Here is a 16,921-nt window from a genome sequence, read left to right on the forward strand (position 1 = left end):
GATCTCCTCGAACTTGCGGATGTTGTCGTCCATCTCCGCAGGCGCGGCCATCAACGGCCACAACTCCCGGATCCTGTCCTTGCGGACGTAGAGAAACCCGGTGCCATGCGGTGCACAAAGCCACTTGTGCAGGCTGGTAGCATAAAAGTCGCAGTCCAGGTCCGCATGGCTGAAATGGAGGTGGGCAAAGGCGTGCGCACCATCGACAATCACCGGTATCCCCTTGCCGCGGGCCATCTGCACGATGGCCTTCACAGGGAGGATTTGCCCTGTGAGATTGATCACGTGGCAGATAAGGATCGCCCTTGTCTTCGCCGTGATATGCTGGGCAAAAAGGCTGACGATCTGATCCGGGTCCTCCGCAGGCACCGGAAGGGAAAACTGGCGCAAGACGATTCCTTCGCGCCTCTCGCGTTGTCTCCAGGTCGTGATCATGCGGGGGTAGTCCTGGTTGGTGGTGAGCACCTCATCCCCTCGTCGGAGGTCCAGTCCAAACTGGCATATCTCCAGCCCCTCAGACGCATTCCTTGTCAGCGCGATCTCTTCCGCATCACAGCCGAAGGCCGCGGCGATTTGGCGCCTCACCGATTCGCGCTGCGGCTCCAGCACCTGCCACATCGTGTAACACGGCGCCTTGTTGCCGAAATCCCAGTGCCGATGGAGGGCTTCGAGGACGGGCGCCGGTGAGGGCGATACCGCACCATTGTTCAAGTTGATGATGGTGCGGTCCACGGCGAAGGCCTGCTGCACCTCGAACCAGAGGGCCTCATCCTCTGCAGCTTCTTGAGGAGTGCCGGTATAGCCAGCCAGGGCCGTCAGGGCACGCCTTACACCCAACGGGTCCAAGCCGACCACCGCCGCCGCTGCGGGCACAGTGATCGCCCCCAAGAACTCGCGTCGTGTATACATAGCGATTCCCTCCGAAAGAGTCGGCACCGGAACCTCATGCGGTTATTGTGCTGGTGCTTTCCATGTCTCGCGCGCCAAAAGTCGCGCCACGCCCCAGAAACTGAGCCCAGTGACTATGAGCAGCACAACTCCGGCCAGCACTTGACCTAACACAAGTTTACCGATGCCAATAAGGGCAGAATAAACGGCCACGATCCCCAGCAAGGCGCCGAATACGTTGCGCCGATGGTAGAGACTGTCCCCTTGGTTCACCTGGGGAAGAAGAGCAGCAACCTTCCGCCACCCTGGCCCGCCCGGATGTACTCGCCGGTAGAATTCCATAAGATTTGCCATGTCCACCGGCTTGGTGAGCAGCGTGCTCGTGAGCCAAACGACCAGAGAAATGGGCACCGTGTAAAGGAGCGTCCAAGGGAATTGCCGTTGCGGCAAGGTAACCTTGCCTACTACCCACAGGGCGAGAAGACCTGAGAGCAGTGCGGCCACCACGCCTCCCCAATTATCGGCCGCTTCCTTGGGTCTGGAGAGCACATACCACGCCAGCCCAGCCAACGCGAGACCACTCAACCCCTGGAGCAGGAGGCGCACCGTGCCCGCGTTCGGAACAAACAACACAATTGCTACCACCGCCAGAATGCTCACAATGGCGGACATCTCCGACCAGGCGTTGACGCGCCACCAGTACCAGCGACAGATGTACACGATACCAATGCCCGCCACAATGGCGGAAAACAGCAGCCAGGCTTTGAAGATGTCGTTCATTAAGAAGGTCACTGCACCGCCGAGAATCGCCATGAGTGCAGTAGCCACTATCCCCACCACCACATAGTGGCGCTCGGAGGCGTGCGGCCGGACGAATGGGCGGTAAAAGTCATTGACCAAATAGGACGCGCCCCAATTGATCTGCGTGGCGATGGTAGACATGAAGGCGGCCAAGAATGAAGCCAACATCAACCCCAGCAGCCCGGGACGCAACAGATCCAGCATCACCGCGATATACCCCACCTCGGGGTCTGGGGCGTTGGTGTGAGGATTGATGATGCCCGGAAAGCGGACCGCCGCAACAATGCCGACCACGATCCATGGCCAGGGGCGGAGGCAGAAATGAGCGATATTGAACCACAGATACCCCAGAAAAGCATGCCGCTCGTTTTTTGCCGAGATCATGCGCTGGGCAAAGTAGGCCCCGCCATCCGTGTTCCCTACCGTCCACCACAGCAGGAGAATGTAGAGCAGAAAAATAGAAAACTCCTGACCGCTGGCAGTTGAAGGCACCACGCTCAACATGGATGCTGCCTTCTGCGGACCGTACAGCCGAGGCAGCTCTCCGAGCAACGCGCCCATTCCGCCCGCGTGACCCACGGCGTAGATAGCCAGAAAGATGGTCATGCCCATGGCCAAGAAGAACTGGAAAAAGTCTGTCACCAGCACGCCCCAGAGGCCCGAGACGGCCGAATAGGCCATGGTGATCAGGATGCAGGCCGGGACAGCGATGTTTTTCGGGATGCTGAAGGTCAGGCCCATGATCTTGGTCATGGACAAGTTCACCCACCCCATGATCAGGCAGTTGTAGGGCAGGGCGAAGTAGAGGGCGCGGAAGCCGCGGAGGATGCGGGCCGGCTTGCCGGAGTAACGCAGGGTGACCAGTTCCGTGTCCGTTATGATGCGCGCACGGCGCCAGAGGCGGGAGAAGAAAAAGACGCCGATCACAAACATGGGCACCTGCGACCACCAGAACCAGTTACCCCAGATGCCCTGCTTGACTACCAGGCCGCTGATGGCCAGGGGGGTATCTGCCGCAAATGTGGTAGCCACCATTGAGGTGCCCAGCAGCCACCAGGGGACCCCTTGCCCCGAGGCGAAGTAGTCGGCCATGCTGCGCGTGCCCCGCCGAGAAAAATACACGCCGATGAGCACGGAAAAGGCCAGGAATGCCGCAATGATCGCCCAATCCAGGAGAGTGAGCTGCCTGGCAAAGGAAAAGCGTGTGGTCATTTGCAATGCTTCGGCAGTTTGTTCAGTCATGCTTCTCTCCCACTTTTCTCTGCCCGAGACAAGAACTGCCATCCCTAGTCGCCACGGTGCTGCGCGCGCTCGCGATACTGCCGTCGAGAGGCATTGCGCGAGATTTACGTGACTTGTCTAGTCCAGATGTGACTCCCGGGCCAGGCGGATTCGCCCTCAGAACCCTCGAGGCAGCGGGTACAGCCGTCCTACGAACCGGAAGCCGACGGCCAAATTCTTAAAGAACTGCAAAGAGGCGGAAGGATAGCGCTGCACCCAAACTCCTCGCTTGCCTTGGATCGTATTGCATAACCCTCCCGGGTCACTTCGCAATGGATGGAGCGGAGGATAGAAAGTGCAAAGCCGTGCCGCCGTGAAAGGCAAGCGGGATCATGGCGCCAGCGCGTTGCAGCGCGCCGAGAAGGCGCGCCTGCAGATTGTCGCGCACCACGTTGCGATCCTGGGCCGGCGTGAAGCTGGAGCGGACCAGCTCAGCCAGATACTCCTTCATGGGGTCTCGTCCTCCTGCGCTTCGGCACGCGCCAGTTCCGTCACAGCCCCAGCCGCCCGCTTCAACTTGGGACGACCACTGCCCTCAGCCAGGCCCAGGAGCTTGTCCAGCTCGAGCCTCTCCAGATGTTGGAGGCGGAGTTCGCTGAGGTAGGTCGGCGAATCGGCACCAGGGTGGAGGTAAATCCAATCCAGCAAGGCCTTCTCCGGCGTGGCCAGGAATGCCTTTTGACCACCCCCAAGGTCCACCTTGCCGATAGCCGTGCAGCCAATCGGTCCTGATATGGCGAAACTCGAAGGCGCCTAGCGGCGTGTCCCAGCGGCCAGGGCCAGCCGTAGTGACGCTGACCAGGAGCGGCACATGCTCGCGGATGAGTCCGCAATGGGCGAGTGCGGACTGGCAACCGACGTACAAGCCGCGCACCAGCCGATTGGCGATGAGGAAGGGATGCGGCCTGACCTTCCGGAAAGGTGGCGCCAATGCGTCCAGGCCACGCCGCAGCTGGTACAGGCGACCCTCCTTCGCCCACAGGCATAACTGCCGGTGCACCTGGCGAGTGTCCACGTCTCCGGCCAGGAGGAGCGCACTCTCAAACACCGGCTCCTCACCCACAATTTCTACCAATCTTGGCGAATTCCATCGTAACAATATGCAAAAAATGTCCACTAACTGCAACGAATGTGCCCTTGCTCACCTTCTCAGCCCAGCCAGGGCTGCAACAATAGAATCAGAGCAACAGAGACGAAGTAACCCCCGTTCGTCTGACTATACCGCCTTATTCCTTTCCCAATCCTCCCTCAGAATCCCCATCACCCAAAAGTCCACGTAGCCACCCCGGCGATACATGGCCTGGCGCAATACCCCCTCCTTGACGAACCCCGCCTTCTCATAGATGCGAATCGCCGGGGTATTCTCCGCGCATACATGCAGCTGGATGCGATTCAAGTTCAGGGTGGCGAAGGCATAGTCGACCATGAGCCGCGTGGCCTCTCCGCCATACCCTTTGCCCCACGCCTCGGAGTCCAAAAGTGCCAGGTAGAACACCGCGGCCCTGCTCACGTAATCAATGCGGAAAAACGCAGTCACCCCGACTGCGCGTCCCGTTTCGTTGGTGCAGATGGTGAACAAGATTGCCTCACGGCTCTCCAGCTGCTGCGTGAGCCTGGAACGCAGTGCCTGGCGTGTCACCGGAAAGGCAAGGAAGAGCGCATCCCGTACGAGCGGATCGTTCTCCCCACGATAAAACATCTCCAGGTCTGCGTCCAAGTCCACCGGCCGGAGATGGATGAGGCTCCCGTTCAAGAAGAGAGGCGGCTGCATCCTTTCTTCACCTCGGTAGAGAGTAAACCATCACCTAAGCAGACCGCGGCGTATTGCCTCGCGCCGGACCGGCCCCCAGAAGCCGATGGGCCTGGACATGACGTAGTACTTCACCAGGTGGTCCATGTCCTCCGGCTTGGTCAGCAACGTGATTGGCACATAGATGATGGCGTTGAGCACAATCAGGGACCAGAACTGCAAGTAGTCGGGCAGCTCGGGTATGAGGCCAAATCGGGGCAGCACCCACACCACCAGCCAGCTCAAGCCCAGATTAGCGGCCCAGGCGCTCAGGTAGCCCCACGCGTTGAAGCGCCACCAGATCACCTGCAGGATGTTGGGCAACCACACCCCTGCGGCCATGATCCAGAGGGCAAAGATGAGCCAGGCGGTGATCTCTTCGCCGATGATCAGGCCGAATACGAACGAGCCGCCCAGGACCACCAGCGTGGCGATTCTGCCCACCCACACGAGGCGCTGCTCGCTGGCCTGCGGGTTCACGTAGTGGTGATAAAAGTCGCGCGTCGCATACATGGCGCCCAGGTTCAGATGGGTGGAAATGGTCGAAAGATGAATTGCAAGGATGCCGGCGAAGAAAAAGCCCACCATTCCCACGGGGAGGTACTTGAACCCGATGACGTACCATCCCATCTCATACTCCTTCTGCGTGGCGATGTGCGGAAAGAGCACGAAGAAGCCGAGGATCGCGACTGCCCACATGGCATTCCGCACCAGGCCAGCAAGGGTACCGGCCCAGATGCAGTAGGAGGCATCGCGCACGGTTCGTGCAGACTGGATGCGCTGGGCCTCGGTATACCAATCGATGCTGGTGCCCATGCCAAAGCCGCCCAGCAGAGCCACCACGAGCATGGTCACAAACCATGCCACTGGGAACTGACCGCGGAAAAACCCGGTGAAGCTCACAGGGTTGAGGCGCCAGCGCTGCCCCTGGTAATGGCTGCGCTCCACTACCTGCCAAGTGGTCCCTCCATCCAAGGATACCTCCACTTTCACGAGGCGACGGTCTTTTTCCGGCACCCACACTATCGTGTAGGTTCCGCCCGCCTGCAATGTGTCACTCCGCGCCGGAAAGAGCACCTGCCCTGGCTTGCCCCTTGCATAAAGTGCCTCCTTCGCTCGTTGCTGGAAAGCCTTTGTTCCACTGCTCGTTGCCGGTGCTACCACGAAGGGCTCCTCACTGCTGGCCAGCACCTCGCCAGTTGCCGGATCGGTGATGCGCACCGTCCCCATGGCCATAGGAGCCTTGACCTCCGGGAGAGTCCAGGCGCAGCTGCTGTTCATCGCGCTCAGCCTGCTGACGATGCCGCGTGGCCCGCCCGCAGCTACCACTCCCCATGCCGACACCAGGGTGATCATGATGAAGGCAATGACACCCTGCTGAAAATCGGCCATGACCACGCCCCAATAGCCGGCGGCCAGCACATAGATCACGCAGATTGAGGAAAAGGTAACCAGCCCCACCCACAACGGCCAGCCAAAGAAGACGTTGCACAGCTTACCCATGGCGATCCCGACCCACCCCAGGATGAACATGTTCATGAAAACCTGCCATCCTGCCACCCACCCACGCAGCATTTCACTGCCCAGGCCACTAAAGCGCAGGCTCTGCCACTCCGCTTGACTGTAAGCCAACGAGCGGCGGAAGATCCTTGTGGAGACAAACGAGCTCACCGCGGCCCAGGCGCAGAAGAAGGTGTACCACAGCCCTGCCAACCCGTACTTGTAGATCACGCCCGTCACCCATATGGGCGTGTCGGTGGCGGTGTGCGTGGCGTAGACCGAGGAGGCCGGAAGCCACCACGGCAAGCCCCGTCCAGCCAGGAAAAAGTCCGACTGCGAACGCTTACCCAGACGATAGAAGAAAACGCCACAGATCACCATTAAGAGCGTGAACAACACAAGCCACAGCCAGTCTAAGAAAGCGAAGGTTGTTGTCATAATCGTGCCTCCCAACGCATCAGTCGCACGCGCACCACACCTTACAAACCCTTCATGAAGCGCCTGATGAGAAGATAGGTAAGCACAAAGGATACGGCAAAGACCGCCGCAGGAAGCACCGCGCCCAAGATGGGGCTGCCAATGCGCACAGGTTGCAGGAACTCACTCATTGCCAGACCCTCCCTCTTGCTGTCGCCGGTACTTGCGGTAGTAGAGGTAGGCGAATACCATCCCCACCAGCGACGCCCCATACGCAATGGTCATGCCGATCACCACCGCCAGGCCCTTGTTCATGCCGACTCCTCCCAGCGCTGAATGCGCTCCAGTTGCGTGAGATGTTCTTTCTGCTTTTTCTCGTATTCGGTGGAAATCACGCGGAGTTTCGGATCGATAATCAGGTACATCAGTGCGGTAAAAACAACCCCAGCCGCCAGGAGCACAAAACCCCACGGGAGCAGCAAGAAACTCCCGGCCAGCCCACAGACAAGCGAAACATAGGCCAGCGCGGACAACAGTATGGCAAACCAGTCCTCTCTGCTCCATTCGTCCGCCTCCCGCGGCGCCCACCTGCGTCGTATCAGTGGCATAGTTCCTCCTTCCTACGTCCAGTTTTCACCACGCCTTGCTGGAGAAAACAAAACGGGTGCCCGCACACCGACCATTGCAGACAACGTGCGGGCTTTGAATGCCCTTCTCTGCCCCCTGCCTGTGTTCGAGCCGATTGAGAAACCGCCCCAAAGCCGCGCGAGTGTGGGTATTCCCTCTCTCACCCTCCCGGAGGGGCTGCCTCGTGTCGCGCGCTCTCTTCATGTGGAAACCGATAGCCTTCCAGGGGCCATGCATGGCTTCCGCCTGCATCGATGACCTTGAAAATCAGTGGCAGAGGCGGAACGGGCTCGGCAGCAACACAGTAGGCATCCAGAACCAACCGCGCCGCCTCATCCAGCACCGCGCTCCTGTTGGAATGGAGCGATGCCAGGACATCACCCACCCTTACCGGGTCTCCTATCTTCTTGTGCAGCACAGCCCCTGCCTGGTGGTCGATGGCGTCTTCTACGACTTGGCGGCCGCCGCCCAGAAGACAGACGGCCCTGCCGATTGCGCGCGCATCGATGCCGATAACAAATCCCTCGCGGAGACTGTGCACGTCCGCCTGAAAGCGCGGTTCAGGATAAGAGTCCACGTTGTCGATCACCGCCAGCTCCCCGCCTTGCGCAGCCACCATCTGCCGAAATTTCTCGTAGGCAGCGCCAGTGGCAAGGGCGTCCTGCAGAATCTGCTGGGCCTGTTCGAACGAGCGAGCCTGGCCTGCCGAGAGCAACATCAACGCGCCCAGTGCGGTGGTGACCTCCATGATATCGTTCTCGCCTGTGCCCCGCAGGCAGTGGACCGCCTCCTTGACTTCCAACCAAGGTCCCACCATCGTCCCCAAGGGCTGTTCCATGCTTGTCAGCAGGGCGATTGTCCGCAAGCCGCGCGCCTGTGCTGTTGAGACCAAGGTGCGCGCCAGCTCTTCTGCCTGCTCAGGCTGCTGGAAGAATGCCCCGCCGCCCGTCTTCACGTCCAGCACCAGGCTATCGATCCCTTCCGCTAGCTTTTTGCTGAGGATACTGGCCGTCACCAAGGGCACAGACTCCACGGTGCCAGTGGCATCGCGTAGGGCATAGATCTTCCGGTCTGCAGGAACCAGGCGGGCGGTCTGGCCGGCAATAAACACCCCCACCTCGCGGAGTAGACTCCTTAGTTCTTCCGGCTCAAAGTCGGTGCGAAATCCGGGGATTGCCTCAAGTTTGTCCAGGGTGCCGCCGGTATGACCAAGGCCGCGCCCTGAAATCATCGGCACATTCACGCCCGTAGCCGCAACCCAGGGGGCGAGCACGAGCGACACCTTATCTCCCACCCCGCCAGTGCTGTGCTTGTCGACCTTGGGCCCCGGCACGTCGCTAAAGTCGAGGGTCTCTCCGGACAGGAGCATGACTTCGGTAAGCCAGGAGGTCTCTGCGGTGTCCATGCCGCGCAGAAAGATGGCCATGAGCAGGGCTGCCATCTGGTAGTCGGGGATCCTTCCCTTGACGTAGCCACGCACGAAGTAGTCGATCTCTTCGCGCGTCAAGCGGTGCCCGTCGCGTTTGCGGCTGATGATGTCTCGGGCAGTCATGGGGTTAGGAGGTTTTCTGGCCGCTCACGATGCTGACGCTGGCGCTGGCGCCGATGCGGTCGGCTCCAGCGGCCACCATTGTCTGGGCGGTTGCCAAATCGCGGATACCGCCTGCCGCTTTTACGCCCATGCTCGTGCCCACCACCCGCCGCATCAGAGCCACGTCGGCAGCTGTAGCGCCGCCGGTGCTGAACCCCGTCGACGTCTTGACAAAATGCGCCCCTGCCCTTTGCGCCAAAAGGCAGGCATAGATCTTCTCCTGATCTGTGAGAAGGCAGGCCTCTATGATCACCTTCACCCGCGCCGGGCTTGCAGCCCGCACCACGCCACGGATGTCCGCCTCCACGTAACGGTGCTCACCAGACTTGAGCATGCCGATGTTGATGACCATGTCCACTTCCTGGGCGCCATCGCGTACTGCGTGCGCTGCCTCCAGAGCCTTTGTGACCATCGTATGGGCGCCCAGCGGGAACCCCACGACCGAGCAGACTAGCACGCCCGAACCCCGCACCGCCTCGGCGCAGAGTCGGACCCAGCAGGGATTCACGCACACACTGGCAAAACCATACTGGACCGCCTCCTGGCACAGACGTACGATCTGCTCCTTGGTGGCCTCAGGCTTGAGCAAGGTATGGTCAATGAGCTTTGCCAACTCCGCAGCAGGACGCCCCACGCCCAAGCTCGCCCCGATGCGCTCCGCCCCACTGCGCACGATTGACTCTACAGCGGTCGGATTGCGCACGCTGCAGTGCTGGCAGTTCGTGCATGTACCGGTGTTCAGCTGGCTGCACGAGGACCCAATATCGCCGACAAGGCGCCCAGCCAGGCGCTCGATGTTGTCCTGTCCGCTCTTCATGAGTCCCCTCACCCAGCTATGCGCATGAGATCATGCTTCAGCGAGTCCACCAGTTCCTGGGCCTGAGCGGCGCTGGGGGCCTCGGCGATGATGCGGATAATGGGCTCGGTGTTGGAGGGACGCACGTGCACCCAGGCGCGGTCATACAGGATCTTCACCCCATCCAACAGATCAAGGCGTTCATCCCGGCGCTCGGCGGCAAGCCGCTGGACAATGGGCGCCGGATTGGCACTGCCAGGCAGTTCGACCCTATCCTTGACCATCACGTACTGCGGCAGTGTCGCGTTAAGTGCGGAGATTGTGCCACCGAACTCCACCAGGTGCTGGAGCGTCAGCGCAATGCCCACCGGCGCGTCCCGGCCCAGGTGAAGCTCTGGCAGCATCACCCCGCCGTTCCCTTCGCCGGCAATGACCGCACCCACCTCTCGCGCCTTGAGCGCCACGTTGATCTCGCCGACCTTCGCGCGCACCACTTCGGCGCCGTGAGCCGCGGCAACGTCGTCAATGGCTCGCGTCGTAGAGGCGTTTACCACCACCTTGCCGGTCCGCTTGCTGAGGATGAGCTTGACCGCCAGCACCAGCGTATAGTCCTCGCCCAAAGGCTCACCCCGTTCGGAAACGATGGCCAGCCTGTCCACATCAGGGTCCACAGCGAAGCCGATGTCCGCCCCCAGGCTTTTCACCGCCTGGCACAGCTCGCCCAGGTGCTCGGGTCGCGGCTCTGGATTGCGGGGAAAGAGCCCGTTGGGTTCTTCATAGAGAAAGTGGGCCTCGCACCCCAAGTGCGCGCACAGTTGGGGCAGGATGACCCCGCCCGCGCCATGGCAGCAATCCACCACCACCTTGAACCGCCTCCTGCGGATGGCAGGCACGTCAAGGACCGAGAGTCGTTCGATGGCCTCAAGGTGGTCTGCCACAGCCCGCTCATAGCGCCGGACCTTGCCCACGCGGTCCCAGGGCACTAAAGGGAACTTTGCCTCGCGCGCGAGCCTGTTGACCACCTCTCCCTGGTCCGGCCCAAGGAAGAGGCCGTCCTCGGCCAAGAGCTTCAACGCATTCCACTGAATCGGATTGTGACTTGCGGTGATGACGATGCCGCCACGAGCACGCAACTTTTCCACTGCCAATTGCGTGGTAGGCGTAGGCACTACCCCAAGGTCGATCACGTCGCGCCCGACGGACAACAATCCAGCGAAGACCCCATGCATGACCATCTCGCCAGTCACGCGCGAGTCCCTGCCCACCACAATCGCCCCCTCGCCGACCGTGGTACCATAGGCCTGGGCATAGCGAAGCACCACCTCCGGCGTCAGGCTTCCTCCCACCGTGCCTCGGATGCCGGAAACCGACACCATTAGCCGCTCACTGCTCACTGTGACTCTCTCCTCCCGTACGACACATTCCATTTCTGGGCATTCAAGATAAGCAATTTGACCTGAAAACGCAACGGATTTTTGCCCCTCCAGCTGTCATACCGCGGGCAAGGAGTCGGGACTCCAAACGTTTCTCTTGACATTGTGCCTTCTGCCTGCTAAATTGCGTTCGGCGACAAGTCCACAGTGACCGGCGGAAGGCCCGAGACAGGCCGGTGCATGTGGCAGGCCCCTCGGTGCGGCAACAGCGTTCTGCCAGGCGCTTAACATGCGCACGTTACTCTCTTAGGGGAGGATAGAGATGCGAAAGGCAACTTTTCGTAGCCCCGTGTTTCTCGTGCTCATCCTTGTGTCAACCCTGGCGTGCAGCAGGGACAAGACGCCCCTGCAGGCCGAGGCGCCATTTTCACCTCCGCAAAGCGCCCTTGACCCGTTCGTGCAGAACACGCTTCTGGCGAAGGGCGTCAACCTGGGCAACGCCTTGGAAGCACCCCGGGAAGGCGACTGGGGAGTGGTCCTGGAAGAACGGTATTTCCAGCTCATCAAAGAGGCGGGGTTCACTGCGGTGAGGATTCCCACCCGCTGGTCCGCGCACGCCAAGGCCACCGCGCCGTTCACCATCGACAAGGATTTTTTCGACCGCGTGGAATGGGCGGTGAGGCAAGCATTGCAGCGCGGACTTGCTGTGGTCCTCAACATGCACCACTACGAAGAAATCATGCAGGACCCAGCAGGACACAGACAGCGTTTTCTCGCCATGTGGGATCAGATTGCCCGCCATTTCCGAGACTATCCGGCAGAGCTTTTCTTTGAGCTCCTCAACGAACCGAGCGGCAACCTTTCCCCGGAGACGTGGAACGCAATGCTGGTGGAAGGCATCCAGGTTGTGCGCAGCTCAAATCCCTATCGCATCCTCATCGTCGGCCCGTGCAACTGGAACGCCATGAGCGCGCTGGAATCGTTGCGCTTGCCCGAAGGGGAGCGCGGTCTCATCGTGACCGTTCATTACTACAATCCCTTCCAGTTCACCCATCAGGGGGCTGAGTGGGTCGAAGGGAGCCAAGCATGGCTGGGCACCACCTGGAGCGGGACGCCCCAACAGAAGAATGCCATCGAACTGGAGTTCGTCCGCGCAAAGCTCTGGGCCGAGCAGCAGAATCGGCCGCTTTTCCTGGGCGAGTTCGGGGCATATAGCAAGGCGGACATGAATTCGCGGGCATTATGGACTGCTTTTGTGGCGCGACAAGCCGAGAAGTACGGCATGAGTTGGTGTTACTGGGAATTCTGCGCCGGGTTTGGCCTTTACGACCGCAACGCTGGGGACTGGCTGTACCCTCTATTGCGCGCCCTCATACCGTGAGCCTCAAGCCGGAACATCGCTGTCCTGACCTGTGCCCAGGAACGTTCAAGGCGGGGGAGCGGGAACCCAGTAGCGCTTGATTGTCACTCTGGGTTACTCTTGTCCCTCCACTCCTGCCTCGGCCCCGCTCTTTCCGCTCACAGGTTGCCCCATGCCCCGCCGGAATAGATCGCGATGGCCGTCACTACGGCACCGACCGGCCTATTCCCGCCATGGAGCAGCGGAGGAAAAACCCTTTTGTTTTGTCGGCCCCCTTCGCTATATTTCTTTGGGTAGCAGAAATGCGAGCAGTATTTTCACTCTGCTTGGCGCGCTGTTGTTAGTCTTGTGGAGGATGTGCCTCTTGTTCACCTATGACCGCGGTATTCGGCTTTCGGGTTCTGAGCTTTGGCTGGATGCGGAACACAAGGTTGCTTTTTCTTACGTTTCACATGGCCATGCCGACCACCTAAAGGCTCACCACCACATTATCGCAACCCCGCCCACTATTCGCTTTTTTCAGCAGCGCCAACACAAGGTGAAGGCAACGCCCGTGGAATACCGTCAGCCTTTCGAGTTGGACGGATTCACCATCGAGCTTTTTCCTTCGGGTCACATCCTCGGTTCCTCCATGATCAGAGTCGAGCGCGATGGGGTCAGCTTGCTCTACACTGGCGACTTTAAGCTGCGGGCAAGTGCGACGGCAGAAGCGATCGAGATCCCACAGGCGGATGTGCTCATCATGGAGTGCACCTTTGGCCGACCGGAGTACCGGTTTGTAGATCGCGACACGCTTATCGAGGGGCTGGTGCACTTTGTGGAGGAGACGCTGCTCTGGGGTTCGGTGCCAGCAATTCTGGCCTACTCCTTGGGCAAAGGTCAAGAGGCCATGAAGCTCCTAGGCGACCGAGGGTTTAGGGTCACAGTCTGGCCGGCGATGTGGGAGTTAGCCCTGATCTACCAGGACTTTGGCATCGAGTTCCCAAATTGTGGCCCCTGGAACTATGACACGCCGCGCGGGGAGGTGCTGGTCATCCCACCGCAGGCTCTGCGCTATCGTTCGGTGCGCGCCATCCCGCGCCTACGCACCCTGTTGCTGTCAGGATGGGCAGCCGACCCAACGGCAAAATACCGCTATGGTGCCGACGAGGCGCTCCCTTTCAGTGACCACGCTGATTTCGACGAACTCATCCAATTCGTGCGGGCCGTGGGACCGAAACAGGTATTCACCACGCACGGTTTTTCCGATTTTCCGCACCATTTGCGCGCCGCAGGATTCCCTGCCCAAGCCCTGGCTGAAGGGGGCCAGCTTTCACTGTTGTAGCTTGACGATGCGCGCACCATGCCGATCACAGCCGCCAGGTAAGGGGTAAAGCCATGCCGATGGTCGAGGTGGCAGACTACATCGCCGAGGAGGCGGCGGTGGCGATGCGGCAGGCCATAGCCGAGGCGGGAGGCAACGAGGTCTTTTTTGTTGGGCACACTGACGACGACGGCGCGGTGCGCACGATAAAGGTGCTGGCACGCGGCAACCAGGAAGCCGTACCAGCAGTGACACGCGCCGTCAATCCCGGCGACGCGGTCATCCACAACCATCCCCATGGTCCACTCACCCCCTCCGAGGCAGATTTAGCTGTGGCTTCCCATGTGGGACAGCTCGGCGTGGCATTCTACATCGTGAACAACGACGTGGATGACATCTACGTTGTTGTCGAGCCGAGCCCCGTGGAGAGAGAGCTCCCCTTGGACCCGGAGGAGCTCGCGGCCCTCATCCGGCCCGGTGGGCCGATCTCCAGAAAGCTGAAAGGCTACGAGGACCGCCCTCAGCAGGTGGAGATGATCGAAGCCGTGTGCCGGGCGTTCAATGAGCACAGACTGGCGGTCATCGAAGCCGGAACAGGCACTGGCAAAACGCTGGCCTATCTTCTGCCCGCCATCTTTTGGAGCGTGCGCAACAAGCAGCGATGCGTGGTCTCCACCCACACCATCAACCTGCAAGAACAGATCGTCAAGAAGGACATCCCCTTTCTCCATCAAGTCCTCAAGGAGGATTTCAGCGCTGTCCTGGTCAAGGGGCGGGGCAATTACGCCTGCCTGCGCAAAGTGAGCGAGTTGGAGCGTGAACCCGAGCTGCTTGTGGACGAGGAAAACACCGCTGAGCTCCAGGCGCTGCTGGCCTGGGCAAAGGTGACTAAGGACGGCAGCCGTTCGGACCTTCCCTTCATGCCGCGCGCGGAGACCTGGGAGGCAATTGCCTCGGAGAGCGACACCTGCGCGCGCGCCAAGTGTCCGCACTTTGCCCAATGCTTTGTCAATCGCGCACGCCGAGAGGCGGCCAAGGCGCACATTCTTGTTGCCAACCACCACCTCCTCTTTGCAGACCTCGCCGTTCGCGAGCAGTTGGGTACCGCCGGTGAGGCTGCCGTGCTCCCGCCCTATCGCCACATAATTTTTGATGAGGCGCACAACATCGAGGAGGTGGCCAGCAGCTACTTCGGGAGCCGCATCACCCGCGCCGGACTGGCGCGCCTGCTGCGCCGTTTCCACCGCCCCGCAAAGGACGGCAACAAAGGCTTGCTCCACTTGGCAGGGGCCAAGGTGCACACCCACAGCGACGTCCTCCCCATAGAACTTCTCTGGGAGGCGACAAGCCTCATCGAGCGCACGCTTGTGCCGCTGGTGGACCAGCTCCTCGAGGAGAACAGCGCCACCATGGAGTTGCTTTACCAGGCTGTGCGGGCACGCGCCGAGGAACAGGAAGGGGAAGCAAAACTGCGGCTTACCCCGTTTGCCCAGCGCGAACTTCTAGCCGGTGAACCAGAGGAAAAAGTGCGCGCCCTGTGCTCGGGCCTTCGCCAGTTCGCAGCCAAGGTGGCAGGCCTCCTGCGGACGTTGGAACGCATTGCCAGGTACGCGGAACAGGACTTCTCTTCCCTTCTCATCGAACTGCGAGCCGCAGGCGAACGGCTTGAGGCGGCGGCAGATACTGTCGAAGACATCCTCTTCGGCACAGACGACGAGAATACGCGTTGGATCGAGGTCAAGGCAGGCCAGCGTGAGAACATTGTCCGACTCCTGAGCGCCCCGATCGAGATTGGCCCCATGATGCGCACCGCCGTGTTCGATCGCTTCCAGACCGTGGTCATGACCTCAGCCACCCTAACTGTAGCCGGGACTTTTGACTTTCTCAATGAACGCACCGGGGCAGGCCTAGTCCGGAAACGGCATGAGGTGATACTCCCGGCGCCTTTTGACTTTGAGCGGCAAGTCATTGTCGGGGTCCCCTTGGATATCCCAGATCCCAGGGACCACCAGTTCGCAGCGGTACTCAGCGAGCTCGTCTTTCAGGCCCTGCTCATCTCCGAAGGGCGGGCGTTTGTGCTCTTCACTTCTTACGGGCTTCTGAACAAGATTCACCGCGAGCTCGACCCCTTGCTGATGGAACATGGGATCGTCGCCTTGAAGCAGGGAACGGATGACCGGCACCGCCTGCTGGAGCGCTTCCGCAGGGATACTACCTCGGTGCTCTTTGGCACCGACAGCTTCTGGCAAGGCGTGGATGTCGAAGGTGAGGCCCTGGAGTCGGTGATCATTACCAAGCTGCCCTTTCAGGTTCCCACCGAGCCGCTAGTGGAGGCGCGCCTTGAGGCCATCAAGAATCGAGGTGGGAATCCGTTTACGGAGTACACGGTCCCGTGGGCTACGCTCAAGTTCAAGCAGGGGTTCGGGCGCCTGATTCGGCGCAAGACGGACCGCGGCTGCGTGTTGATTTTCGACAGGCGTGTGGTCCTGAAAAGCTACGGCAGCGTGTTCTTAGGTTCTTTGCCCAAGTGTCAGCTTGTCACGGGCACCACCGAGGAGGTGTTCGCGGCACTCCGGGAATTCTTCGCCCGAACCAGGCGAACCTGAAGCTCTCGCACAGAGGCATTTTCCTCGGGCGGACGCCACCCCCCTCTCCTCTGGCCACGCGATTGACCGCCGCAGCGGCGATTTACGAGCTCGCCGACCGCACCTTCACCGGCACCATTGCGACTCAGCTCGATGCGCTGCCCACGGACACCGGCTCCGATCCACAGACCTTACCGGGGGCGCCACACAACAGCCGCATCTCAATGCTCGTCCGCCTGCCTATATCAAGTTAGACGTATTCGATGCCCATGGGAGCGGCCTGGCGACCATCTTGGCACCTCTGGGCCTGACGACTCCGCCCTGCGATGGGAAGCGGACGACCTGCCCACCGGCCTGCACGTTTGACGTTTGAGCGCGCGAGACTTGGTGCACTCTCGAAAAGCACTCTTGCCCAGGTAGTCCCTCTCCATCCTTCAGGGCTCGTGCGCAAAGCAAGGTTCTCTCTGGCAGGGACCCCTTGCACCCCTTTTCTAGCACGGTGGACCACGCCAATGCTCCGTGACGCAACGCCGAAACACTCGTCGCTACCCTGCCTAGGCCCCGCGCTTTTCTACAATCCACCGCTGTATGGCCCCCGACCTCCTGTCAT

16 protein-coding genes are annotated in these 16,921 nt (G+C 60.7%); 4 read left to right on the top strand and 12 right to left on the bottom strand.

Annotation, left to right across the window (positions count from 1 at the left end):
• The 4 genes from ONB25_04975 to ONB25_04990 form a co-directional block, all read right to left on the bottom strand.
• Positions 1-909, bottom strand: a 909-nt coding sequence (locus ONB25_04975) for an aminotransferase class V-fold PLP-dependent enzyme (GenBank protein ID MDZ7392244.1), incomplete at its 3' end; no start/stop codon positions are given.
• Positions 910-951: 42 nt separating this feature from the next.
• Positions 952-2,931: a Na+:solute symporter gene (locus ONB25_04980; protein ID MDZ7392245.1), complete on the bottom strand. Its 1,980-nt coding sequence runs from the start codon at positions 2,929-2,931 to the stop codon at positions 952-954.
• Positions 2,932-3,232: 301 nt separating this feature from the next.
• Positions 3,233-3,421 carry a hypothetical protein gene (locus ONB25_04985; protein MDZ7392246.1) on the bottom strand — a complete coding sequence of 63 codons (189 nt, stop codon included), beginning with the start codon at positions 3,419-3,421 and terminating at the stop codon, positions 3,233-3,235.
• Entirely contained in the window at positions 3,418-3,618 is a 201-nt protein-coding gene (locus tag ONB25_04990) for a hypothetical protein (GenBank protein ID MDZ7392247.1), read from the bottom strand. The genes ONB25_04985 and ONB25_04990 overlap by 4 nt, the downstream gene beginning before the upstream one ends.
• Positions 3,619-3,781: 163 nt before the next feature.
• On the opposite strand from ONB25_04990, the gene ONB25_04995 reads away from it, so the two are divergent.
• Entirely contained in the window at positions 3,782-3,958 is a 177-nt protein-coding gene (locus ONB25_04995; protein MDZ7392248.1) for a hypothetical protein, read from the top strand.
• Between the two features lie 228 nt (positions 3,959-4,186).
• On the opposite strand, the gene ONB25_05000 is transcribed toward ONB25_04995, so the two are convergent.
• The 8 genes from ONB25_05000 to glmM all read right to left on the bottom strand — a co-directional run bounded on the left by ONB25_05000 (position 4,187) and on the right by glmM (position 11,084).
• Positions 4,187-4,741, bottom strand: a complete 555-nt coding sequence (locus tag ONB25_05000; protein MDZ7392249.1) for a GNAT family N-acetyltransferase — start codon at positions 4,739-4,741, stop codon at positions 4,187-4,189.
• A gap of 30 nt (positions 4,742-4,771) precedes the next feature.
• Positions 4,772-6,697 (bottom strand): sodium:solute symporter, encoded by a 1,926-nt coding sequence (locus ONB25_05005; protein MDZ7392250.1) that lies wholly within the window; start codon positions 6,695-6,697, stop codon positions 4,772-4,774.
• Between the two features lie 41 nt (positions 6,698-6,738).
• The gene (locus ONB25_05010; protein ID MDZ7392251.1) at positions 6,739-6,867 is read right to left on the bottom strand and encodes a hypothetical protein; all 129 of its coding nucleotides are present in this window, start codon (positions 6,865-6,867) and stop codon (positions 6,739-6,741) included.
• Positions 6,860-6,991, bottom strand: a complete 132-nt coding sequence (locus tag ONB25_05015; GenBank protein MDZ7392252.1) for a hypothetical protein — start codon at positions 6,989-6,991, stop codon at positions 6,860-6,862. The genes ONB25_05010 and ONB25_05015 overlap by 8 nt, the downstream gene beginning before the upstream one ends.
• The gene (locus ONB25_05020) at positions 6,988-7,284 is read right to left on the bottom strand and encodes a hypothetical protein (protein ID MDZ7392253.1); all 297 of its coding nucleotides are present in this window, start codon (positions 7,282-7,284) and stop codon (positions 6,988-6,990) included. Before ONB25_05020 ends, ONB25_05015 begins: the two co-directional genes overlap by 4 nt.
• Before the next feature lie 179 nt (positions 7,285-7,463).
• A complete protein-coding gene (locus tag ONB25_05025; protein MDZ7392254.1) occupies positions 7,464-8,855 on the bottom strand; it encodes a thymidine phosphorylase in 1,392 nt (463 codons plus the stop codon).
• Positions 8,856-8,859: 4 nt separating this feature from the next.
• Positions 8,860-9,507 carry a deoxyribose-phosphate aldolase gene (gene deoC / locus ONB25_05030; protein ID MDZ7392255.1) on the bottom strand — a complete coding sequence of 216 codons (648 nt, stop codon included), beginning with the start codon at positions 9,505-9,507 and terminating at the stop codon, positions 8,860-8,862.
• 212 nt (positions 9,508-9,719) lie between these two features.
• The gene (glmM, locus tag ONB25_05035) at positions 9,720-11,084 is read right to left on the bottom strand and encodes a phosphoglucosamine mutase (protein MDZ7392256.1); all 1,365 of its coding nucleotides are present in this window, start codon (positions 11,082-11,084) and stop codon (positions 9,720-9,722) included.
• Positions 11,085-11,385: 301 nt separating this feature from the next.
• Between glmM and ONB25_05040 the strand changes: the two genes are divergently transcribed.
• The 3 genes from ONB25_05040 to ONB25_05050 all read left to right on the top strand — a co-directional run bounded on the left by ONB25_05040 (position 11,386) and on the right by ONB25_05050 (position 16,332).
• Positions 11,386-12,444, top strand: coding sequence for a glycoside hydrolase family 5 protein (locus ONB25_05040; GenBank protein ID MDZ7392257.1), 1,059 nt, complete (start codon positions 11,386-11,388; stop codon positions 12,442-12,444).
• A 343-nt stretch (positions 12,445-12,787) separates the two neighbouring features.
• On the top strand, positions 12,788-13,747 hold the full coding sequence (locus ONB25_05045; GenBank protein ID MDZ7392258.1) for an MBL fold metallo-hydrolase: 960 nt from the start codon (positions 12,788-12,790) through the stop codon (positions 13,745-13,747).
• Positions 13,748-13,800: 53 nt separating this feature from the next.
• Positions 13,801-16,332: a DEAD/DEAH box helicase gene (locus tag ONB25_05050; GenBank protein ID MDZ7392259.1), complete on the top strand. Its 2,532-nt coding sequence runs from the start codon at positions 13,801-13,803 to the stop codon at positions 16,330-16,332.
• The last annotated feature ends 589 nt before the right edge of the window (positions 16,333-16,921 follow it).

It is taken from the genome of candidate division KSB1 bacterium (assembly GCA_034506335.1).
Classification (GTDB): Bacteria; Zhuqueibacterota; Zhuqueibacteria; order JANLFK01; family Oleimicrobiaceae; genus Oleimicrobium.